Annotated in this window: 22 protein-coding genes; 16 read left to right on the plus strand and 6 right to left on the minus strand. The window is 31.9% G+C overall.

The annotated features are described in order from the left end of the window. The first annotated feature begins 32 nt into the window (after positions 1–32). The 4 genes from cysT (at position 33) to N4A31_03045 (ending at position 3,160) form a co-directional block, all read left to right on the plus strand. The gene (cysT, locus tag N4A31_03030) at positions 33–857 is read left to right on the plus strand and encodes a sulfate ABC transporter permease subunit CysT (GenBank protein ID MCT4635206.1); all 825 of its coding nucleotides are present in this window, start codon (positions 33–35) and stop codon (positions 855–857) included. After that, positions 844–1,650 carry a sulfate ABC transporter permease subunit CysW gene (cysW, locus tag N4A31_03035; protein ID MCT4635207.1) on the plus strand — a complete coding sequence of 269 codons (807 nt, stop codon included), beginning with the start codon at positions 844–846 and terminating at the stop codon, positions 1,648–1,650. Before cysT ends, cysW begins: the two co-directional genes overlap by 14 nt. Continuing rightward, positions 1,647–2,456: a 2,3,4,5-tetrahydropyridine-2,6-dicarboxylate N-succinyltransferase gene (gene dapD / locus N4A31_03040; protein ID MCT4635208.1), complete on the plus strand. Its 810-nt coding sequence runs from the start codon at positions 1,647–1,649 to the stop codon at positions 2,454–2,456. Before cysW ends, dapD begins: the two co-directional genes overlap by 4 nt. 119 nt (positions 2,457–2,575) lie before the next feature. Then, positions 2,576–3,160 carry a hypothetical protein gene (locus tag N4A31_03045; protein ID MCT4635209.1) on the plus strand — a complete coding sequence of 195 codons (585 nt, stop codon included), beginning with the start codon at positions 2,576–2,578 and terminating at the stop codon, positions 3,158–3,160. Positions 3,161–3,181: 21 nt separating this feature from the next. On the opposite strand, the gene N4A31_03050 is transcribed toward N4A31_03045, so the two are convergent. Beyond that, the gene (locus N4A31_03050; protein MCT4635210.1) at positions 3,182–3,808 is read right to left on the minus strand and encodes a hypothetical protein; all 627 of its coding nucleotides are present in this window, start codon (positions 3,806–3,808) and stop codon (positions 3,182–3,184) included. A 109-nt stretch (positions 3,809–3,917) separates the two neighbouring features. Then, complete coding sequence (gene glmU / locus N4A31_03055) at positions 3,918–5,213, minus strand: bifunctional UDP-N-acetylglucosamine diphosphorylase/glucosamine-1-phosphate N-acetyltransferase GlmU (GenBank protein MCT4635211.1); 1,296 nt, start codon at positions 5,211–5,213, stop codon at positions 3,918–3,920. Between the two features lie 146 nt (positions 5,214–5,359). Here glmU and N4A31_03060 point away from each other — a divergent pair, with 146 nt between their 5' ends. Beyond that, positions 5,360–5,608: a DUF2312 domain-containing protein gene (locus tag N4A31_03060; GenBank protein ID MCT4635212.1), complete on the plus strand. Its 249-nt coding sequence runs from the start codon at positions 5,360–5,362 to the stop codon at positions 5,606–5,608. An 87-nt stretch (positions 5,609–5,695) separates the two neighbouring features. On the opposite strand, the gene N4A31_03065 is transcribed toward N4A31_03060, so the two are convergent. The 3 genes from N4A31_03065 to N4A31_03075 all read right to left on the minus strand — a co-directional run bounded on the left by N4A31_03065 (position 5,696) and on the right by N4A31_03075 (position 8,773). After that, positions 5,696–6,172 (minus strand): hypothetical protein, encoded by a 477-nt coding sequence (locus N4A31_03065; protein MCT4635213.1) that lies wholly within the window; start codon positions 6,170–6,172, stop codon positions 5,696–5,698. 58 nt (positions 6,173–6,230) lie between these two features. Further along, complete coding sequence (locus N4A31_03070; GenBank protein ID MCT4635214.1) at positions 6,231–6,707, minus strand: hypothetical protein; 477 nt, start codon at positions 6,705–6,707, stop codon at positions 6,231–6,233. Between the two features lie 218 nt (positions 6,708–6,925). Next, positions 6,926–8,773: a ribonucleoside-diphosphate reductase subunit alpha gene (locus N4A31_03075; protein ID MCT4635215.1), complete on the minus strand. Its 1,848-nt coding sequence runs from the start codon at positions 8,771–8,773 to the stop codon at positions 6,926–6,928. A 402-nt stretch (positions 8,774–9,175) separates the two neighbouring features. On the opposite strand from N4A31_03075, the gene N4A31_03080 reads away from it, so the two are divergent. The 3 genes from N4A31_03080 (at position 9,176) to N4A31_03090 (ending at position 12,395) form a co-directional block, all read left to right on the plus strand. After that, positions 9,176–9,610, plus strand: coding sequence for a hypothetical protein (locus tag N4A31_03080; GenBank protein MCT4635216.1), 435 nt, complete (start codon positions 9,176–9,178; stop codon positions 9,608–9,610). Between the two features lie 58 nt (positions 9,611–9,668). Further along, positions 9,669–10,223: a hypothetical protein gene (locus N4A31_03085; GenBank protein ID MCT4635217.1), complete on the plus strand. Its 555-nt coding sequence runs from the start codon at positions 9,669–9,671 to the stop codon at positions 10,221–10,223. A 141-nt stretch (positions 10,224–10,364) separates the two neighbouring features. Continuing rightward, complete coding sequence (locus N4A31_03090) at positions 10,365–12,395, plus strand: S9 family peptidase (protein ID MCT4635218.1); 2,031 nt, start codon at positions 10,365–10,367, stop codon at positions 12,393–12,395. Between the two features lie 184 nt (positions 12,396–12,579). On the opposite strand, the gene N4A31_03095 is transcribed toward N4A31_03090, so the two are convergent. Continuing rightward, positions 12,580–12,714, minus strand: coding sequence for a hypothetical protein (locus N4A31_03095; GenBank protein MCT4635219.1), 135 nt, complete (start codon positions 12,712–12,714; stop codon positions 12,580–12,582). A 417-nt stretch (positions 12,715–13,131) separates the two neighbouring features. Here N4A31_03095 and nuoG point away from each other — a divergent pair, with 417 nt between their 5' ends. The 8 genes from nuoG to tsaE all read left to right on the plus strand — a co-directional run bounded on the left by nuoG (position 13,132) and on the right by tsaE (position 21,523). Then, entirely contained in the window at positions 13,132–15,141 is a 2,010-nt protein-coding gene (gene nuoG, locus N4A31_03100; GenBank protein ID MCT4635220.1) for an NADH-quinone oxidoreductase subunit NuoG, read from the plus strand. 8 nt (positions 15,142–15,149) lie between these two features. Beyond that, positions 15,150–16,175: an NADH-quinone oxidoreductase subunit NuoH gene (gene nuoH, locus N4A31_03105; GenBank protein MCT4635221.1), complete on the plus strand. Its 1,026-nt coding sequence runs from the start codon at positions 15,150–15,152 to the stop codon at positions 16,173–16,175. Positions 16,176–16,180: 5 nt separating this feature from the next. Then, positions 16,181–16,660 carry an NADH-quinone oxidoreductase subunit NuoI gene (gene nuoI, locus N4A31_03110; protein MCT4635222.1) on the plus strand — a complete coding sequence of 160 codons (480 nt, stop codon included), beginning with the start codon at positions 16,181–16,183 and terminating at the stop codon, positions 16,658–16,660. A 129-nt stretch (positions 16,661–16,789) separates the two neighbouring features. Next, positions 16,790–17,194, plus strand: coding sequence for a Smr/MutS family protein (locus tag N4A31_03115; protein ID MCT4635223.1), 405 nt, complete (start codon positions 16,790–16,792; stop codon positions 17,192–17,194). Beyond that, positions 17,191–17,751, plus strand: a complete 561-nt coding sequence (locus N4A31_03120; GenBank protein MCT4635224.1) for a LemA family protein — start codon at positions 17,191–17,193, stop codon at positions 17,749–17,751. The genes N4A31_03115 and N4A31_03120 overlap by 4 nt, the downstream gene beginning before the upstream one ends. A 3-nt stretch (positions 17,752–17,754) precedes the next feature. After that, on the plus strand, positions 17,755–18,747 hold the full coding sequence (locus N4A31_03125; GenBank protein ID MCT4635225.1) for a DUF3137 domain-containing protein: 993 nt from the start codon (positions 17,755–17,757) through the stop codon (positions 18,745–18,747). 66 nt (positions 18,748–18,813) lie between these two features. Next, positions 18,814–21,072 carry a PAS-domain containing protein gene (locus N4A31_03130; protein MCT4635226.1) on the plus strand — a complete coding sequence of 753 codons (2,259 nt, stop codon included), beginning with the start codon at positions 18,814–18,816 and terminating at the stop codon, positions 21,070–21,072. Beyond that, positions 21,062–21,523, plus strand: coding sequence for a tRNA (adenosine(37)-N6)-threonylcarbamoyltransferase complex ATPase subunit type 1 TsaE (gene tsaE, locus N4A31_03135; protein MCT4635227.1), 462 nt, complete (start codon positions 21,062–21,064; stop codon positions 21,521–21,523). Before N4A31_03130 ends, tsaE begins: the two co-directional genes overlap by 11 nt. Positions 21,524–21,526 lie beyond the last annotated feature (3 nt).

A 21,526-nucleotide genomic window follows, 5' to 3' on the forward strand; every position in this document is an offset into this window, starting at 1 on the left:
AGAGCATTCTAATGACAATCTTATGAAGATATATGTTATATAAGAAATATAGTATTCTGCCATTTTTTAAAATATCGCTTGCTTATACATTGTTTTATTTGCTGTTATTAGTTGTTCTTCCAATATCGCATTTATTTTACCAGTCAATACATTTAAGTTGGGAGCAGTTTTTTGTATCTGTTTTTAATGATAGGGTTATTGCTGCATATCAATTAACAATTGCCTCTGCTTTTATTGCTAGTCTTATAAATGTGTTGATGGGGCTAATAATTGCTTGGAGTATGGTTAGATATAATTTTCGTGGTAAGCCTATTATCGATGCATTTATTGATCTTCCTCTAGCTTTGCCAACAGCTATTGCAGGATTAAGTTTAGCCAATCTTTACGACAGCGAATCTTGGTTTGGTAAATTTCTAGCAAATCTTGGAATTGAAGTTATATTTACAAATCTTGGAATTATAGTGGCTCTAATATTTGTAGGTCTTCCATTGGCGATTCGTACTATTGAACCGGTTGTAAGAGAAATTGATGAAGATATTGAGGCAGCAGCTTATAGCTTAGGGGCCAGTCCTTGGAAGGTTTTTTGTAAAATATATTTACCTAATTTTCTACCGTCCATTTTCTCGGCATTTAGTCTATCTTTTGCCAGAGGGTTAAGTGAATATGGAGCGATAATTTTTATTGCTAGCAATATTCCTAAAGAGTCGGAGATTATATCCTTATTGATATATAGTAAGATTGAACAATTTGATTATAATCAAGCAACCGCAATTGCAGCTGTTATGATGATTATGGCTTTTTCTATATTATGGGGTATTAACCTTGTGACTAAGAGGTGTCGCCATGAGATATGCTAATAATGCTATTGCTGAAACTTTTTTTATTATTGGCACTATTTTATTGGTAATGATTGCTTTTGTTTTTCCAATAATAACAGTATTTGTTACAGCTTTTTCTAAAGGAATATCTGAATATTTAAACTCTCTAAATAATGAAGAAGTGATGGAAGCAATTAGATTATCTATATTGGTGGTATCTATTGCAGTGCCAATTAATTTAGTTTTTGGAGTAACTGCTTCTTGGTGTTTGGCTAAATTTGATTTTCCTGGGAAATCTTTCTTGATGGCTTTAATTGATTTGCCTCTGTCTATTTCTCCGGTTATATCAGGTTTTATGTTTTTGTCTATTTTTGGAATTGACTCCTTAATAGGGGGATGGCTTTATAAACATGGTGTTCAAATTGTTTTTGCTGTTCCAGCTATTGTTATTACCACCTTATTTATTACTCTTCCGTTTATGGCTCGTGAATTGATTCCAATTATGCTTGAACAAGGAAATGAGCAAGAGGAAGCTGCCATTTCCCTTGGTTCAAGTGGTTTTAAAGCTTTTATTTACATAACTCTTCCCAATATAAAATGGGGAATTTTATATGGGCTGTTGCTTTCTCTTTCCAGGGCTTTTGGTGAATTTGGTGCAGTTTCTGTTGTTTCAGGGCATATTAGAGGAGAAACAACTACTATTCCAATACAAGTAGAAATATTATATAATGAATATAATTATGTAGCGGCTTTTGCAGTGGCATCCATATTGGCTGTTTTAGCTATGATAACATTAGTTGTTAAAAAGTATTTTTATAAGGAATTAAAATGATTGAAGATAAGATAATAAAAGTAATCAACAAAGCATGGGATAAGCGCGAAAGTGAGATAAATTTCGCTAAGGATGCCGTTGATCAAGTTATTAACCAATTAGATAGAGGCGAAATTAGAATTGCTGAAAAACATGGCGCTAATTGGGTTGTGAATCAGGCATTTAAAAAAGCTGTTCTATTGTCTTTTAAATTAAATAACTCAAGAATTATGGAGCATGAACCTTTTAATTATCATGATAAGGTTGATTTAAAGTTTACTGATTGGACAATTGAAGAATTTACCCAATATGGCATCCGTGCTGTTCCTGGAAGCATAGTTAGAAAAGCGGCATATATTGGTAAAAACACAGTACTAATGCCAAGCTTTGTTAATCTTGGAGCTTATGTTGATGATGGAACTTTGATTGATACTTGGGCAACAATTGGCTGTTGTGCACAAATTGGTAAAAACTGTCATATTTCTGGAGGAGCTGGAATAGGGGGAGTGCTAGAGCCTTTGCAAGCTAATCCAACAATAATTGAAGACAATTGTTTTATTGGTGCCAGAAGTGAAGTGGCTGAAGGTGTTATTGTTGAAGAAGGCTCTGTGCTTTCTATGGGAGTTTTCTTAGGTCAATCTACTAGAATTTATAATAGGGAAACTAAAGAAATAACTTATGGAAAAATTCCAGCATATTCAGTGGTGGTTCCTGGAAGTATTCCTTCCAAAGATGGTAGTCATTCATTATATGCTGCAATTATTGTTAAACAAGTGGATAAAAAAACCAGAAGTAAAACTTCAATAAATGAATTGTTGAGGTTCTAAATTTATTATTCGGTTGTTTTTATAACTTAAGAATAAATAATTTTGTAGAAAATTAATCTTTTGTTAACTATGTTTTTATTATACTCATGATTATAATCCCTTGTTAAGGTAGTATGATCATGTCTAAGATAAAATGTAATTATAAAAATCTTGAGCAATTACGTGAAGAATATCCTGATATAGCTATGGAGTATTCAAAAAATCTAAAAAAGGTTCAAGATTCTCCAGATTTAGCCAGTTATCAGAAATTATATGATACTGTATTAAAACTTGAAGAAGTTATATCACCAGTTGGTAAGGCAAAATTACTTGCTCCGCTAATAGATGCAGCAAGAGGCGGTGATATAAATGCTGTAAGGGTAATTGATTTACAAAGCAATGATACGAGGTTTGAAGCGGAACTGCAGGAATACACAGAAAAAATTGTTCATCGAAGAGGCAAGGGAAATTTTTCTCTACAAGAATTTCAAAGTGAATATAAAAGAGCAATTAAAAATATTGAAAAAACTTCTGATGAAGATAGTAAAAGAGCTGCCCTTTTTGAAGTAACAGGATTGCTACATAAGACATATAGAATAGATGGAATAGATGATGAATTTAGAAATCTGTTACTTAATCAAAGAGAAGTTTTTGAAACAAGAATTTTAGATCATGATGCAGCAGTGAAATTAAGAAGTATAAGAGCAGGAGAAAGAATTATCTAACTCTCTATTGCAATCCTTTATTTATCGTTGACGCACTTCATTTTGTTTTTTTCTTCCAGAAGAGTGCGTTGCAGGTCCTAAGGCGCATGCTTTATTTAATGATAGTTTTGTTCTCATAACCTCTAGTTTTATTTCTTGGCTTTTGTTCATATAGAACTCTGAGCTTATACTCAGTCCAAATTTTGTACATAATTGTGATAGCTTTTTATAAAAAGAAGCGGATTTGGATTTGTAAACTTTGTTATCATTACGAATTTTGTTGCTTATAGTGGAAAGTACTTCTTTTTGGGAATTTTGTGATTGCGATCTTTTTTTTATTTGCTTGGCAGTTTGATTAATTTTAGGAATCAGATTTTTTTCCATTTCTTTTATATATTCACCCATATTTTCTTCTATTTGCTTACGAAAAGGCTCTATATAAATTTTGCCTTTTGGAAGTTTATTAAATTCTCTATTTAAAATCTCTGTGAATTCTTGAGTTTTATCTGATTTTGCTGATGAATTTATATATGAATTTGCGTAATTTATGGACGACTCTTTAACAAAGTTAGTCATAAAATTTTCTAACGCTATTTCTTCATCAAAAATAATAGCTTTTTTAGATTTATCTTCATGATGCATATTTCCAGGGTTTGGATAATGCATCATTTTTTTTTCAGTGTTATATATAATAACATTATCTTTTTCAGCAAAACTTACAGTTTTTTTTTTCTTTTTTTCTTCTTTTATAATATTTACCTATTTTTTGTCTCGTAAATTATTTGCGCCATTTTTTTATAGCAGTTTGTTTAGCTCTTGCTATACATAATTCATCTTCTGCAACATCTTCAGTTACAACGCTTCCAGCAGCGATGAATGCTCCGTTATTAATGGTAATAGGTGCAATAAGAGCGCTGTTAGAGCCAATACAAACTTGGTCGCCTATAGTAGTTTTTGATTTTGTTTTTATTCCATCAAAGTTACAGGTGATGGTGCCAGCGCCAATATTACAGTTTTGACCTATTTCACTATCTCCAATATAGCTTAAGTGGTTTACTTTGCTATTGTTATTTATCTGGCTGTTTTTGATTTCAACAAAATTGCCAATGCGTGTATCAGATGCAATTTCTGTTTTTGGGCGAATGCGAGCAAATGGTCCTATAGAGCTGTTATGTCCAATTTTTACTCCTTCTAAATGGCTAAATGAACGTATTTGAACATTGTCACCAATAGATACATTTCTGCCGATAAATACATTAGGATATATGGTAACATCTTTGCCAGCCTGAAAGTCGTAAGCAATATATGAACTCTTTGGATTAATAATGCTAACTCCTTGGTTCATAAGGAGTGATTTTATGTTCTCTTGCATAATATCCTGAGCTTTGCTTAAGTCTTCTCTGGTATTAAAACCCATAACTTCTTTTTCGCTTGTTTCTATAATTGAGCAAGTTATATCTTTTTGAGATATCAGTTTTACAATGTCTGTCAAATAAAATTCCTTTTTAGAATTGGAATTTTTAATAAGAGGGATGAACTTGTGCAGATGCTCATTCTTTATTGAATAAATACCTGAATTGCACAGGGTTACTGACTTTTCTTCAGGTGTTGCATCGTTATATTCTACTATTTCTAATAGGTCATCTTCATAGGTGACCAATCGTCCATATCTATTCTCTGTGTAACAATGAAAAGCAACAATTGCGGCAGATGTAATTTTATTTTTAAGCGCACTTAAGGTTTTTGAGGTAACAAAAGGAGTGTCTCCATATAAAATAATTGTTTCTCCATTGGAATCAAGATGCGGAAGGGCATGTTTAACAGCATTAGCTGTTCCTAAAGGTTTTTCTTGGATTACATGAGCAATACCGCTACATTCATTATCTGCAAAAGCCCTAACTTCATCCATATCAGGAGAAGTAACTAAAATAATTTGATTGGGATTTGAGCTGGTGGCGGTGTCTAAAATATACCCTAAAGCAGGGCGCTCAGCTATTGGATGTAAAACTTTTGGTAATTTAGAGTTCATGCGAGTGCTTTGCCCAGCGGCAAGAATTATGATACTTGTAGACATATGGCTCCTTTGGTTTTGTAGGGTAAGTTTTATTTTCAATGATTTTATCCTTTTTTATTTTCTTCTTCAAGTTAATATTAATCCTCTTGAAAATCGTCTCATTATCTGAGATAAATATTTGCAAAGTAATTTTTTAAGGAAAAAACATGACTAATGTAATAGATAACAGCTCAAAAGATTATTTAAAACAATTTATGGCTAGGGTCGAGCGCTTAGAGGAAGATAAGAAGGTACTTCTTGAAGATATAAAAGAAGTATATGCTGAAGCTAAAGCTCAAGGGTTTGATACTAAGGCCTTAAAGCAAATTGTTCGTATGCGTAAAGTGGATACAGCAAAATTAATTGAGCAAGAAGAGATTATAGACCTTTATAAACATGCTCTGGATATGGTATAAACTATATTCTAGTTTTTAAGAATCCAGCTTTCACAGCTTTTTAGAGTGAAGAGTGCTGGATCCTTGAAGTTTTTTGTCTAAGCTATATTATAGTTTTTTGCATAATCTATTTAATATGTTTTTTAATTTGTTTTTTATCTTTTTAAGAAAAGGTTTTCCATGTTTGTGAGCTTCATCACTTATCTCTTGTGCCATAATTTTTGTGTCTTCAAACACATCTGTTGAAATTTCTTTTAAGTCTGCAAAGAATTCTTTTGCTTTATCATTACATGTTTTTTCAATTACATCAGCATTGTCTGTGTATAGTTTTTTGGCATCTTTAGCAAAATGAGATGCTTTTACATAAAAATCTGCTGTTCCTTGTTTTGTTTTGTTATAGAGAATTTCTGCATTTTCTTTAGCTAGCAAACCTAGATCTTCGGCTTTTTTAAGAAGAGGATGCATTGTTTTACAAAAATTTTCCCAGTTCTTTTGGGAAAAGGCTTTTTTTGCTTTTTTTAAATCATCTGCATGATCTTTCACAAAGGATTCTAATTTATCTTTTAATGTATTTGTTTTTTTCATTTATTTTGTCCTTTCCTTAAGTTATTTAGCAGGAGGGGGCAACACCCCCACAATATATTTAAGTTCTTTTACGGATATTTGTAAATAGATCTTTTCCAGCATCTTGAATTTTTTCAACAAAGCTTTTTCCTTGCTTGTGGGCTTCATGGGTAAGGTTTTGCACCAATTTTTTTGTTTCTTTATATACCGTCATTGCAAAGGTTTTTAAAGATGAAAAGAATTCTTTTGCTTTAGTGCTACAATTTTTAGCCATTTTTTGGGCCTTATCCGAAAATGACTTTGTGGCATCTGCAGCAAAATGGGAGGCTCTAATATAGAAGCCATCTGTTTCTTTTTTGGCTTCATTATATATTTTTTCTGCAGTTCCTTTTGTTGTCATGCCAAGCTCTTCAGCTTTTTTAAGGACAGGTTGCATTTCTTTGCAGAATGCTTGCCAGTTTTTCTGAGAAAAAGCATCTTTTGCCTTTTCAAAGTCGTTTGCATGATCTTTTACAAATTCTTCTAATTGCTCTGCTGTTGCATTCACTTGTTTCATGATTTTACTCCTTTTTTAGTTGTTGGTATTAGTTTTTTCTTAATCTTTGAGTAATCATACTATTTAGCTAATATTCTTTTAGGAATTATTAACTTTATTTCTTATGTAACTATTATGCTACAGAGTGATTGTTAAGAAATGGTTAATGTCTTTCTTTTTAAAAGGAGTGAAATAATAAAAGATGGGGGTAGGAATCACCCCCAGAGGACATTATAGTATTATTGACAGGACAAGCACTCGTCGTATTTATTCTCATCTGCTGTTTTGTTGTTTACAGAATTATCTATGGGTTTATTAAAGTCATAGACAGTGGTCTCAACTTGATGAGATACTTTGTCGGCTCTCTGAATAGAGGTAGATCTACAGTAATAAAGGCTCTTAACTCCCTGTTTCCAGGTTGAATAATGAATGTTATGTAAATCTTTTTTGCTTATGTTCCCAGGTAAGAATAAGTTTAATGATTGAGCCTGATCAATGAAGTCTGTGCGATCTGCGGCAAATTCAATTAACCAGCGTTGGTCTATTTCTGGGGCTGTTTTAAATACATCTTTTTCTGCTTGGTTTAGAAAATCTAATTGCTCTACAGATCCTTCATGTGTGGAAATGGAGGACCATGTTTGTTCATTATTCCTTCCTTTTTCTTCAAGCAGTCTAGTTAAATGTTTATTACGAACATTAAATGAACCAGATAGAGTTTTTTGAGTGAAGCTATTCGCTGCATATGGTTCTATTCCAGGGGATGAGTTCCCACATATAACAGAAATGGATGCGGTTGGAGCAATTGCAGTTTTGTTAGTGAATCTTTCCATAACGCCACATTCTTTGGCGTCAGGGCAGGGACCTTTCTCTTCTGCTAATATTTTTGAAGCCTCTTTCACTCCATCAGAGATATGTTTGAATATTTTTTTGTTCCAAACTTTAGCAACTACCGACTCTATAGGAATCATTTTAGATTGTAAGAATGAATGGAATCCCATGGTTCCTAGGCCCACGCTGCGTTCACGCATTGCAGCATATTTTGCTTTAGCCATAGAATCTGGTGCTTTTTGTATAAAATCTTCTAATACGTTATCAATAAAACGCATTACATCAGTTATAAATTGTGGGTCTATACTCCATTGATCATATTTCTCTAGGTTTAGTGAAGATAAGCAGCATACAGCTGTGCGTGAATTTCCTAAGTGGTCTTTTCCGGTTGGAAGAACAATTTCACTACATAGGTTGGACATTTTAACTTTTAAGCCTAACTCTTTATGGTGATCAGGAATTTTGTTGTTCACATTATCTATATAAAGAATATATGGCTCACCTGTTTCAATTCTAGTGGTGAGTAGTTTAATCCACAATTCACGAGCTTTCATGGTTGACATAACCGTTCCATCTTTAGGACTTATTAAATCCCAGTGTTCATCTTTTTCAACAGCTTTCATAAATGCGTCGCTTACTGAAACCCCATGATGAATATTAAGTGCCTTGCGATTTGGATCGCCGCCTGTAGGGCGACGAAGATCAATGAATTCTTCAATTTCAGGATGATTTATAGGGAGATACATTGCTGCGCTTCCACGTCTTAGGCTTCCTTGAGAAATTGCTAGGGTCATTGAATCTTGTACTTTTATGAAAGGAATTATCCCTGAAGTTTTTCCACTTCCTTTTACTTTCTCTCCAATGGAGCGAACATTTCCCCAATAAGTTCCAATTCCTCCACCCTTAGATGCCAGCCAGACATTTTCATTCCAAATATCTACAATTCCTTCTAAATTATCTTCTACTTCATTTAAGAAGCAAGAGATAGGAAGGCCTCTGCTTGATCCACCGTTGCTTAACACAGGAGTAGCAGGCATGAACCATAAATTACTAATGTAATTGTAAATTCTTTGTGCGTGGTCTTGATCATCTCCATAGTAATTTGCTACTCTGGCGAAAAGGTCTTGGTAAGTTTCTTCTGGTAGTAAATATCTATCAGTTAAAACAGCTTTCCCAAAAGAGGTTAAATTCTCATCTGCTTTTGGATTTATTGTTACAGAATTATTTTTTTTTGTTTTGTTGGCGTTAGATTTTGTCATTGTTTTCTCATGTTATAAAATTATAGGCATAAAACCATTGTAAATTCTTACTCGTGAACTGTCCAGTAAAATAATATATATTGTGTATACTTTTTTAAATTCTACTATATATAGTGCTTTTGAGCGATTAAGTTTCTTGGTTAAGTGCTCCCAGATATTAATCTTTTACAAAGATATTCTATTTAATTATTTATGGTGTAAGGGGGATTTTGTATAACTCTATTCTCTATATTACGCATTAATATTTAAATTATATTAATCTTGACTAATTACATAAGGTAATATATATTAACTATTTGTAATGATACTACATTATTCATCGATAAATCAAGCCAACAATAATATATTTAGTTTTAAAGACAAAATAAGTTGTTTGTGTTTATAAAATTTTAAGAGAAAAAAATGCCTATAATTGCTACTAACATAAGACAAGGTGAACTTAAAAAGTTAAATGAAATATTTAGAGAGACTCAAGTAGCAGATAATTCCGCTGAAGATTCTTCAATAAATCTAGGAAATGCAGCATTACACCATCGGTCCCTTTTGGGGGAAGCGCTAAGAATGGCTGCGCAACAACTAAATATAGCACTAGAGGGGGATGATAACATTAGAATTGTGAATGATGCTAGAGATTTTATAAATGATTATTATGGTAGAGTAGTTTATCCTTTAGAGCCTATTGAAAATGTAGCTCCTGAAGCTAATGGGTGGTCTATTTTATCTATGTTAGGCTGTATTTGTTGTTTTGCTCATATTTTTCAGCAAAGCGTCAAAGCTCATATGTCTGGTGAGTTTGGTTTTGATGGCCATGATAATGATCAGGATCCTGTAGTCTAAATAAAATTCAATAATAACGTAACCTTATTTTACCCTTCTTTAAAGAGATGTTCTTAATATGCCCAAAATAACTACCCAATATGCAAAAGACTGTATAATAGAATTGATTAATATGGCGGAAGATAGTGGTGAATTTCTTTCTGGAGAATTGAATGCTCTAAATTTATCAATTCACGACTTAAATCAAGCTATTGAACAAGAAAGAGGCGAGTATATAGAGAATGATACAACCATTGAAGCTTTAAATGCGGCAGCAAGATTCATAGAAAGAGAAGGCAATGATGATGTTGTGGAGTTTATTGAAGAATATTATAAGAATGATCCGCAGTTTGATGGTTTGAGCGATTTAACCAGTGATCCTGATAAATATACTGATGAAAGTAATCATTCTTATCATATTGTTGAAGATAGGGAATACGATGATGGGTGCTCTGAATGGTCTGATATGCAAAATCAAACACAAGACTCTCCTGCAGAAGTTATTGTTTCTGAAAGCGGAGGAATTTTATCAACCCTTGCTTCTATGTTTTGTTGCTTTTGTATATATGCGGCTCAACACAATCCAATAAGTAGCTGCATGTCTGGAAAAGTAGATGATTATTATGATATATAATCTAACCTTGATATTTAAACGTATTAAATAATACTTCCTACTTCATCCTTTATGACTAAATAATATTTTATATTTGATATTATAGAATATTAGCTATATTTTGTTTTTATCAATTTTAATAGAAACATAAGAGATTATAGCATGAAATATACTAAGCCTCCCATAGCTTCAACAATCCCCCATAACTCTATGAATCATGGGGGGAAAATTATAGACAATTATTTTTGGCTTAGAGATAAAAACTGGCCAAAGGTTGATACTCCAGAAATTCTAGAATATGTTACTGCTGAGAATAATTACTACAAGCAACATGAAAATAAAGCTTTAGAAAAAGAAATTTATGAGGAGTTGAAAGGAAGAGTAAAAGAGGATGATGAATCTTATCCTGTAAAAGAAGATAATTTTTATTATTTTACCAGAACAACCAAAGGGCAAGACTATCCCGTGTTATATAGAAAACATGAAGAAAAGGAAGAGCTATTGCTTGATTGCAATGCGTTAGCAAGGGATAAGTCTTCTTTTGCCATTGGAGACACTGAGGTGAGTAGAGATCATAGTAAATTAGTTTATGCTTATGATAGCGATGGTTCAGAGCGCTATAATATTTATGTTAAGGACCTAGGATCAAAGAAAGATTTAGACGATTTTATTACTAATACTATTGGACCCATAGTATGGAATAAAGAAAGCAATGGGTTTTACTATTTGGCTTTGGACGATAACTGGCGTAGAAATAGAGTATTTTTTCATAAACTTGGAACAAAACAACATGAAGATATTTTAGTGTATCATGAATTAGATCCAGTATTTTCAGTTTCTATTGAGCATAGCTCTAGCTATGATTATATTTTTATTAATAGTTCCAGCTCCATCAGCAGTGAAGTGCATTATTTAAAGGATGGAGAGCTTAAGCTTGCAATTGGGCGCAGAGCTAATCATTTATATAGTGTTGATCATATGAAGGATAAATTCTATATTACCACTAATGATAAGGGAAAGAATTTTCGTTTGGTTGTAGCTGAAGACTTTAATAGTGATAACTTTGAAGAAATTATTCCTCACAGCTTAGATTATTATCTAGTTGACGTGTCTTTGTATAATGAATATATAGTGGCCACTAAAAGTGTTTTAGGATTAAGTAGCATAGAATATTACAACATAGGTGATCAAAAACTAGTTGATAAAATTGAGTTTGACGAAGAAGTATATGAAGCAGTTGTGCGCTATACTAACAAGGATGATCAATTTCTACGCATCATATATTCTTCTCTTACCACCCCTAAATCAGTTTTAGAATATGATTTTTTAAGTAAAACACTGCATACTAGAAAAGTTACAGAAATTCCAAGTGGATATGATTCTTCGGAGTATCAAACAAAGAGGTTATGGGCTTCCTCAAAAGATGGAACAAAAATTCCTTTGTCAATGGTTTATCGTAAAGATAAAGTGAAATCAGGAGAGGAAAACCCTCTATTATTATATGGATATGGCTCTTATGGTCTCGCTATGCCAGTGAGCTTCAGGCCAAATATAATTTCTTTGTTAGACCGGGGATTTATTTATGTTATAGCTCATATTCGTGGAGGTGATGAACTTGGATATGAGTGGTATGAATCTGCAAAATTCTTGAGCAAAAAATTCACATTTGAAGACTTTATATCTTCTGCAGAATATTTAATTGAGCAAAAATATACCAGTAGTGATAAACTTTCTATTATGGGCGGTAGTGCTGGTGGAATGTTAATGGGGGTGGTTGTCAATGAGCGCCCAGAACTATTCAAATCAGTGGTGGCTTTAGTTCCTTTTGTTGATGTTTTAAACACAATGCTTGATGATAGTTTGCCCTTAACTCCAGGAGAGTTTGAAGAATGGGGAAATCCAATAGTTAGTAAAGAATACTTTGATTATATAAAATCATATTGTCCATATAGCAATGTTAGAAGACAAGAGTATCCAGATATGTTGGTTACAGCTGGACTCACAGATCCTAGAGTAGGGTATTGGGAGGCAGCTAAATGGGTGGCCAAGCTTCGCGCTAGCAAAACTGATAATAGTTTGTTATTACTAAAAACTGAGATGGGAGCTGGTCATAAAGGCCAATCAGGAAGGTTTAATGCTCTAGAAGAAGTTGCAATGATATATAGCTTTTTATTAGGTGGAGTAAAAAATTAACCATTGGCGGATTCAAGAATCTAGCGCAACAGGATGTTTTGATGTAGGGCTGTAAGAGAGAAGGTTCAAAGATAGCAACAGGTGCAGCATCTGTTGCGGAAACATCAGCTGTGAAAAAATTAATAAAGATGTGATAAAAGAAAAAAGTAGTGTTAGTTAGAGAATATTATTAAAAGATAATTTTCTATACTAACCAGTGATCATTAACTCTTCTTTTAACGCAAGGAGCAGGTGATCCATCTGGTGACTCTATAGCAACACAAGGGCTTTTAAGGTCTTTTGGAGCAAATGACATCCCGCTAGAACAGCTATTTATCATAAAAAAAGATAACAATCCAAGTATAATCCTAATCATATTAATCCTAATCATTAATAACTACAACCACCCATTATATCATTAATTATTAGTTGGGCAATTATTTTTCTTAAACACCCCTAATTTAAATATTCATCCGCAATTACTCAATATCATACATTATACGTCTTAAATCTTACAAGATATAATATTAATGTAAAATAGCGATCCACTACATAATCCAGTGACATCAACTTTAAGAATCAAATTAAGCAGAGGATTTATCGAAAGAAGAAAAGCAAAACTGATACAAGATGATAAAAAACCAAAGAAAGATAAGGTTTTTGATTTAAAATTTCTATAACTTATGAGGAAATAGATTCCATCCTGAATAAATTATGAGTATACTCGTGATTTGTAGAATTTTTTAAAGAGATAACCATGCCAAAGCTTACCATTGATGGAAAAGAAATTACAGTTGAAGAAGGAACCACAGTTATTCAAGCTTGTGAAGAACTAGGTATTGAGATTCCTAGGTTTTGCTATCATCCAAGACTTGCTATAGCAGGAAATTGTAGAATGTGCTTGGTGGAAGTGGAAAGAGCACCTAAGCCTATTGCTTCATGTGCGCAGCCTGCCATGGATAATATGGTGGTTCATACCAATACTCCTAAGGTTAAAAAAGCAAGAGAAGGAGTGATGGAGTTTTTGCTTGCCAACCATCCATTGGATTGCCCAATTTGTGATCAAGCTGGTGAATGCGATTTGCAAGATCAATCTATGGCTTATGGCAAAGGACAAAGCAGATATAAAGAAGAGAAAAGAGCGGTAGTGGATAAAGATTTTGGTCCATTAATTAAAACTTATATGACTAGATGCATTCACTGCACCCGATGCGTTCGCTTTATAACAGATGTTGCAGGAATTCCAGAGATAGGCGCTTTATATCGGGGGGAAGACACTGAAATTACAACCTATATTGAAAAATCTATTTCTTCTGAATTATCAGGTAATATTATTGATTTATGTCCAGTTGGAGCCTTAACTTCCAAACCTTATGCTTTTAAAGCTAGAAGTTGGGAATTAAGCAAGACTGAATCAATTGATGTTTTAGATGCTGTTGGTAGCAATATTCGTGTTGACTCCCGCGGAAGAGAGGTGATGAGAATTCTTCCCCGGCTTAATGAAAGCGTAAATGAAGAATGGATTTCAGATAAAACACGCTTTGCTTATGATGGATTAAAGAAACAAAGACTTGATACTCCTTATGTGAAGCATAAAGGGAAACTGAAAAAAGCAACTTGGGATGAGGCATATAAAACTATTGCTGATAGGATAAAATCACTTAAAGAAAATGAAATTGGTGCTATAGCTGGTGACTTAATAGATGTTGAAGCAATGCTGGCTTTAAAAGAATTATGGGCAGCTTTAGGAAGTGATAATTTAGATTGTAGACAATATAATGAGAAGATAAATTCAAGTAATAGAGGAGATTATATATTCAACACTTCTATTGCTGGAATTGAAGATGCAGACTTTTGTTTAATAGTAGGCTCTAATCCACGGAAAGAAGCCGCTATTTTAAATGCAAGGATTAGAAAGTCTGAAGCTAAAATTGCTTTACTAGGCACTAAAGCGGATTTAACTTATGAATATGAATATTTAGGGGAAGAGCTAAATACTTTAGAGGATATACTAAAGGGTAAGCATCCAATAGCTAAGCAAGTAAAGGAAGCTAAAAAGCCTATGCTTATATTAGGATCGCAAGTTATCTCTCTTGATGATGGAACGGAGATTATCACTCTTTGTAAGTTAATTGCTGAAAAATATAATTTTATTCAAGAAGATTGGAACGGATTTAATATATTACAAAGGGCTGCCGCTAGAGTAGGGGCGTTAGATATTGGTTTTGTTCCGGGTGATAAAGGATATAACGTTGAGCAGATTTTAGAGAAGACAAAGTTGGTATATCTTTTAGGTGCAGATGAAGTTGATATTACCAAGCTTAAAGACAAGTTTGTGATATATCAAGGTTCACATGGAGATAAAGGAGCTCATGCAGCAGATGTTATCTTGCCTGGTTGTGCATATACTGAGAAAGATAGCACATATGTTAATTTGGAAGGAAGAGTTCAAAGAGCACATAAAGCATCCTCCCCGCCTGGAGAAGCAAAAGAAGATTGGAAAATTATCTGCGAATTATCGTCTGTTATAGGTAAAATATTAAGTTATAGTTCTTTGTGGGATATTCGTGATAAATTATGTGAAATTGCTCCTCATTTTGCGAATATTGGTCAAATTAAAAAAGAAGAATTTGTAATAAATAGTCGTAAGTATCATTGCGATACTAAGGTTATCAGATATAATGATAGTAATTACTATTTAACTGACCCAATATGTAGAGCATCAGTTACGATGTCTAAATGTGCTAAATTGGCAGAGGAAATTTAAAAATGCAGATGCTATTTGACTTATTTCTAGAATATTTTCCAATTGTATTTTTTATCGTTTTAAAAATATTGATGATTACCATTCCTTTGGTTCTAAGTGTGGCTTATTTAACTTATGCTGAACGTAAGGTTATTGCTGCAATGCAAATGAGGAGAGGGCCAAATGTAGTTGGGCCTTTTGGTTTATTGCAGCCTATTGCTGATGCAGTTAAATTAATGTTTAAAGAGATTATTGTACCTAGTAGGTCTAATAAAATACTTTTTATCATGGCTCCTATGATAACATTCATATTAAGCTTAGTAGCTTGGGCAGTTATTCCTGTTGGGTTTGGTTTAGCTCTGGCCAATATAAATATTGGAGTTTTATATCTATTAGCAATTTCTTCTTTAGGGGTTTATGGAATTATAATTGCTGGTTGGGCTAGTAATTCAAACTATGCTTTTTTAGGAGCTATTCGTTCTGCTGCACAAATGATTTCTTATGAGGTTTCAATAGGATTGGTTATAGTTACAGTATTGTTGAGCGTGGGATCTCTTGATCTTACTGATATTGTAATGAATCAGCAAAATATGCCATGGTATATTCAGTTACTAATGCTTCCCATGGCGGTGATATTTTTTATTTCTATTTTAGCTGAAACTAATCGTCTTCCTTTTGATCTCCCAGAGGCTGAGGCAGAGTTAGTAGCAGGATACAATGTTGAATATTCTTCAATGCCATTTGCATTGTTTTTCCTTGGAGAATATGCCAATATGATATTAACCAGCGCCATGATGACCATTTTATTTATGGGGGGATGGTTACCACCATTTGGATTAGAGTTTTTAAGCTTTATTCCAGGACCAATATGGTTTATAGGAAAGGTTTGTTTTATATTGTTTTGTTTTATATGGATTAGGGCAAGTTTTCCTAGGTATAGATATGACCAATTGATGAGACTAGGATGGAAAGTATTCTTACCGATTAGTTTATTTTCGGTGATATTGATTTCATCAATATTATATTTTAATAATTTATTACCAGAGATTGCTTAAATATTATGTTTAAATGTTTCAAATCACTATTTTTAACTGAATTGCTTTCTGGGATGTTTTTAACCCTTAAGTCTTTCTTTAAGCCAAAAGCAACTATAAACTATCCTTATGAAAAAGGAGAGTTAAGTCCTAGATTTCGTGGTGAGCATGCTTTAAGACGCTATCCAAATGGCGAAGAAAGATGTATTGCTTGTAAGTTATGTGAAGCTGTTTGCCCTGCGCAAGCAATTAATATAGAGGCAGAAGAAAGAGAGGATGGAAGCCGCAGAACCACTCGTTATGATATAGATATGACTAAATGTATCTATTGTGGTTTATGTGAAGAAGCCTGTCCAGTTGATGCTATTGTTGAAGGTCCTAACTTTGAATTTGCCACAGAGACTCATGAAGAATTATTGTATGATAAAGAAAGACTTCTTAGAAATGGTGAAGTTTGGGAGAAAGAAATAAAAATGAGAATAGAAAAAGATATTCCTTATAGGTAAAAACAATGGTAAAAAAATATATAAAAGAAACAATAAAAAAACACGGAAAAACAAGAGTGGTTTTGTCATTAATGGCAGTAAAAATAACCTTTACTCTTTTGGTTGCGACTGTATATTATTTTTATTTCTATGAGTGAAGATCTAGAATCTTGGAATAGATATACAAAAAACGTAACAAAATTAGATTTTAGTAATAATTTACCTAGAGCTAATATTCCTTCTAAAAAAAGAAAAATATCTCAACAGTGTTATGACAACATAGAATCAACAATTGATCTCCATGGGTTAACTCAAGATCAAGCTTTTGATAACTTAAAAAATTTCTTAGATGCTAGCTATAACAACAATAAAAAGGAGGTGATTGTTATCACCGGCAAAGGCAAGTTAAACTCGCCTGGTGTTATTAAACTTGCAGTTCCAAGATGGCTAGAATATACTGAATTAAAGAAATATATTCTTGGATATTCATGGGTTCAAGATAGTCTTGGAGGAAGTGGTTCAATTCGCGTTATGATTAAAAGGAGAAGCAGATGACTATCATTATTGTTGTTAGCATATTATTGGTATTATATGTTTGGTATATGGTTATAATAAAAAGAAAAAATCAGCTTATGGAAGCTCTCTCAGGTATTGATGTGCAGCTCACGAAGAGACATGATTTAATTCCTAACATATTGAAAATTGCTAAGAAATTTATGGAGCATGAGAAAGGTCTTATTAAAGAAGTTACTGCTCTTAGAAGCAAAATTCCATATAATTATCAACATGATGATATTAATGAAGTGTCAGAATATTTTAAAGCCTCTAATGATGTGGCTAGTAAAATGGCTGATCTATTAATACAGGTTGAAAATTACCCTGATTTAAAATCAAATGAAGCAATGCTGCAAGCTCAGCTAACTTATAATGAAGTGGAGGGGCATATTAGTGCAGCAAGAAGATTTTATAATGCGACTACAACTGAGTTCAATAATTCAATTCAAATTTTTCCTGGAAATATAATTGCTAAACTTATTAATGTTGAAGCTATGCCCTTTTATCAAGTGGATGAGAGTCATAAAAAAGCAGTTGATGCTAATAAGATTTTATAAATTATGTTAGATGAAAAAAGCTTCCAATCATACTATAAAGCAGAAATTGAACCAGAATTAGAAAAATTTGAGATTTATAGAAAAAAGAAGTTACTTGCATATAGAAAAATGCTTTTCTTATCAATCTTCTTTGGGATAATTATATTTATAATAACATTCTATATCTATCCTAATTTAGTGGAATATTCTAAGGGGGATTATCGAAATAAAGAAATTAAATATCCCTATATATTGCCCATTACCATAGCTTTTTTTATAGGACTAATTTATAGCATCTATAAATTAAAAAAAATCAGAAGGAACTTTGATTACACAACTAAATCAAGTTTATATAACAAAATTATAGGATATTACTCAAGTCTTAAATATATTCCAATTAAGGGTATTGACGCTTTTACAGTAGAGCAATCTAAGATCTTACCAAAGTTTGATAGATATAAGTCGGAAGATTATATAGAAGGAAGTTATAAATCTGTAGATATAAAACTTTCTGAAATTGAATTAATTAAAATGGTTAGGGAAGTTAAAAGAATAGGTAATCAATCTATTATAAAATATAAAGAAGAACAAATTTTTAAAGGATTATTTTTGATTACTGATTTTAATAAGAAATTTTCCTCTAATACCTATATTTTAGCTAATAGTTGGATTAAAATTTTTAAAGGTTTACCAAATGGTGTAAAAAGAGTTACTCTTGAAGATCCAGTGTTTGAGAAAAAATTTGATGTATATAGTGATAATCAAGTTGAATCAAGATATCTTTTAACTCCTAGCTTCATGGAGAGACTTACTAAAATAAATAAAAAACAGCAAATTAGTTGTTGCTTTATTAATGGAGAAATGATGATGGCTCTGCCTCTTAAATCTGAGTTTCTACCAAGTTTGGGGTTAACAGAAGTATTGGATTATCCTAGGGCAAAGCAAGTTCTAAGCCAGCTCGATCTTTTCTTTGAGATTATAGACACTCTCAAATTAAATGTGAACATAGCTTTATAAAAAACACTTTCAATTAATAATTTATACTATATTATTTTAGCAAAATATTTTTAGAGCGACTAGAAAATGAGCCTAGATTATTTAGAAGAAATATATGAAACAATAGGTGACCCTATGATAGTGGGGATAACCTTTTTTTTATTTATTGCTTTTATATGTTGGTTATTAATACGTAGTTTCTCTAACAGGCATAGTGAATTTATTAGGTATTATTTAAGTAAAAATAATATCGAAATAGAATATTATTATGTTCAAAAAGAATCTTCAGAAACGATTCTTTCTCCAAAGTTTTCTAAGTTATTTTCTACGAGAACAAAATTTAGCAGTCTTGATAGTTTAAAAAAAATAGTTGATAAAGATAAAATTGATAAACTTCAGGATCTAATATCGCTTGGAATGCGTTATATAAAGGAACAAAACTTTAATAATAAAATTAATAAGCAGCAGGTCATTTTAGAATTTATTAAAGACCAAAAAGAACATAAATTTATTGAGGCTCAAGTTGAAACCATCACAGAGGTAGAAAACTGCCCCGTTGGTGTGGTCGTTTGGTTCAGAGATGTTACTCTCAATATGATTCATATAAAGGAACTAGAAGCTGAATTGAATCGTTTAAAAATAGATAACAAATTTTATAGTGATATATTGGATAATATATCTGTGCCTATTTGGGTAAGAGACAACACCAATAAAATATCTTATTATAATAATGAATATAGAGAAATTGTTAACTTAAATAATGATTATGAGAGCATTCCAGAACTTGTAAAATCCTCTATTGCTATAGCTAATAAAGCAAGAGTTCTGCAGGTTTATCAAGAAGATAAATATATAATTGCAAGAAATGAACGTAAGTTGTTTTCTATTTGTGAAAATGTGTTTAGAGGTGATTCATTAGTTGGTGTGGCTTTTGATCAATCAGAGAAAGAAAAAATCAAAGCTGAACTAAAAGAATATTATGTTGTGCAAAATAACTTTCTTGAAAGTTCATCAAGTGCTGTTGCTATTTATATGGCAGATAGAAAAATTAAGTATTTTAACCAAGCATTTATTAATTTATGGGGATTAGATGAGAAATGGCTTTTTACAAATCCAACTTATGGAGAAGTTTTAGAAGAATTGCGTCATAAACGCAAGTTGCCCGAACAAGCGGATTTCTCTGCCTTTAAAAAAGAACATTTAAAACTATTTACAAAATTACCTGAAACTTATAATGAATTCATGTATTTACCTGATGGAAAAGTTTTGAGAATGATAGTTATTCCCTTTGCAGCAGGAGGATTGTTATTTGCTTTTGAAGATATGACTTCACGCCTTGTTCTAGAAAGATCTTTCAATTCTTTAAATGCAGTTCAAAAGGCAATGCTTAATCATTTAAATGAGGCTATTGCAGTATTTGGTCAAGATGGAAGATTAAAAGTTTACAATCCAGCATATTTAAAGTTACTTGATATGGAGTTTGAATATGCAGATAAATCCCCTCATATAGCTGATATTATAGAATCTAAGAAACATTTATTTCAAGTTAAGGATAGCAATTGGATAAGTGTAAAAAATGATCTCATATCTGTTCTATATGAGAGAGAATACCAAAGAACAACTTTAAAGATGAATAATGGTGCTGTAATTTACCGTACAGTGGTTCCATTACCAGATGGAGCAACATTGATTACTTATGTAAATAATAGTAATTTAGTAAAATGTCAGGCATTACTTAGTGAAAAAAGCGTAATACTTAATGATTTCTTTTTGCATCAACATCAACTAATTATAAACATTGCTAAGCAAATTAATTTTATATCTTCTCGTTCTCAAAACACCAATCTTTCTGAGCAAATAGAAGAGCAAACAAAAGAAATGTTAAATATATCTAAAATAAACTTAGAGTCTGTTAATAGCAACTTGAGTATTATAAATATAGAAAAACTTATAAATAAAGCTATTAAAAATGTTAAGAATAGTATAATTACAAAAGAAGCATCCTTGAAACTAGGAGATAGTTATTATAATTCTATAATAGGAAACAAATCTAGGATTAGTATGATCCTAGATAAAATACTAGAATATATAACTGATATATCTACCAAGGAAGCAAAATTAGATGTTGAAGTAACTAATGATGTTCATAACTTAATTTTAACATTTATAGTGAGTAATAATAAGGTTAGAAAAAATATCCTAGAACAAAAGTTTTTATTAATTCAGGCTCTTCTTGAAACTTATAATGAGAAGCTATTGGTATCAACTAATCAAGATGGATTTAATTTAATTTTGAATATTTCTCAATTTCAATTAAATAAAACTTTAGAGAAAAATGAATATTAAAGAAATATATTTAGATGATATTGAACAAACAAAGGCCTTTGCTGCTTTAATTGCCAAGCATTTATCACCTGGAGACGTTGTAACTTTTAGCGGTAATTTGGGTGCAGGAAAAACGAGTTTTATTAAATATATGATAAACAGCATAAGCCAAGGTGAAGTGGAAGTTACCAGCCCTAGTTTTAATTTATTACATATTTATGAGCAAAATATTTTAGAGATCTGGCATTTTGATTTATATAGATTAAAAGATATAGACGAAATTTATGAATTAGGCATAGAGGATGCTTTTATAAAGGGAGTTTCTTTGATAGAATGGCCAGAAATTATTGATAAAATATTGCCAAACAATAGATTAGAAATTAAATTGTCTTTTGCTAATAAGGAAAAAGCAAGAATAGTTAATTTAGTTGGTTTTTTAAAATGGAGTAAGATATTAGAAAATAATTTATAAGGA

The organism is Rickettsiales bacterium, assembly GCA_025210695.1.
GTDB lineage: Bacteria > Pseudomonadota > Alphaproteobacteria > Rickettsiales > CANDYO01 > CANDYO01.

Coding starts and splice junctions, on each gene's coding strand:
- cysT (MCT4635206.1), top strand. CDS start 33: ATGTTATATAAGAAATATAGTATTCTGCCATTTTTTAAAATATCGCTT.
- cysW (MCT4635207.1), top strand. CDS start 844: ATGAGATATGCTAATAATGCTATTGCTGAAACTTTTTTTATTATTGGC.
- dapD (MCT4635208.1), top strand. CDS start 1,647: ATGATTGAAGATAAGATAATAAAAGTAATCAACAAAGCATGGGATAAG.
- N4A31_03045 (MCT4635209.1), top strand. CDS start 2,576: ATGTCTAAGATAAAATGTAATTATAAAAATCTTGAGCAATTACGTGAA.
- N4A31_03050 (MCT4635210.1), bottom strand. CDS start 3,808: ATGATGCATTATCCAAACCCTGGAAATATGCATCATGAAGATAAATCT.
- glmU (MCT4635211.1), bottom strand. CDS start 5,213: ATGTCTACAAGTATCATAATTCTTGCCGCTGGGCAAAGCACTCGCATG.
- N4A31_03060 (MCT4635212.1), top strand. CDS start 5,360: ATGACTAATGTAATAGATAACAGCTCAAAAGATTATTTAAAACAATTT.
- N4A31_03065 (MCT4635213.1), bottom strand. CDS start 6,172: ATGAAAAAAACAAATACATTAAAAGATAAATTAGAATCCTTTGTGAAA.
- N4A31_03070 (MCT4635214.1), bottom strand. CDS start 6,707: ATGAAACAAGTGAATGCAACAGCAGAGCAATTAGAAGAATTTGTAAAA.
- N4A31_03075 (MCT4635215.1), bottom strand. CDS start 8,773: ATGACAAAATCTAACGCCAACAAAACAAAAAAAAATAATTCTGTAACA.
- N4A31_03080 (MCT4635216.1), top strand. CDS start 9,176: ATGCCTATAATTGCTACTAACATAAGACAAGGTGAACTTAAAAAGTTA.
- N4A31_03085 (MCT4635217.1), top strand. CDS start 9,669: ATGCCCAAAATAACTACCCAATATGCAAAAGACTGTATAATAGAATTG.
- N4A31_03090 (MCT4635218.1), top strand. CDS start 10,365: ATGAAATATACTAAGCCTCCCATAGCTTCAACAATCCCCCATAACTCT.
- N4A31_03095 (MCT4635219.1), bottom strand. CDS start 12,714: ATGATAAATAGCTGTTCTAGCGGGATGTCATTTGCTCCAAAAGACCTT.
- nuoG (MCT4635220.1), top strand. CDS start 13,132: ATGCCAAAGCTTACCATTGATGGAAAAGAAATTACAGTTGAAGAAGGA.
- nuoH (MCT4635221.1), top strand. CDS start 15,150: ATGCTATTTGACTTATTTCTAGAATATTTTCCAATTGTATTTTTTATC.
- nuoI (MCT4635222.1), top strand. CDS start 16,181: ATGTTTAAATGTTTCAAATCACTATTTTTAACTGAATTGCTTTCTGGG.
- N4A31_03115 (MCT4635223.1), top strand. CDS start 16,790: ATGAGTGAAGATCTAGAATCTTGGAATAGATATACAAAAAACGTAACA.
- N4A31_03120 (MCT4635224.1), top strand. CDS start 17,191: ATGACTATCATTATTGTTGTTAGCATATTATTGGTATTATATGTTTGG.
- N4A31_03125 (MCT4635225.1), top strand. CDS start 17,755: ATGTTAGATGAAAAAAGCTTCCAATCATACTATAAAGCAGAAATTGAA.
- N4A31_03130 (MCT4635226.1), top strand. CDS start 18,814: ATGAGCCTAGATTATTTAGAAGAAATATATGAAACAATAGGTGACCCT.
- tsaE (MCT4635227.1), top strand. CDS start 21,062: ATGAATATTAAAGAAATATATTTAGATGATATTGAACAAACAAAGGCC.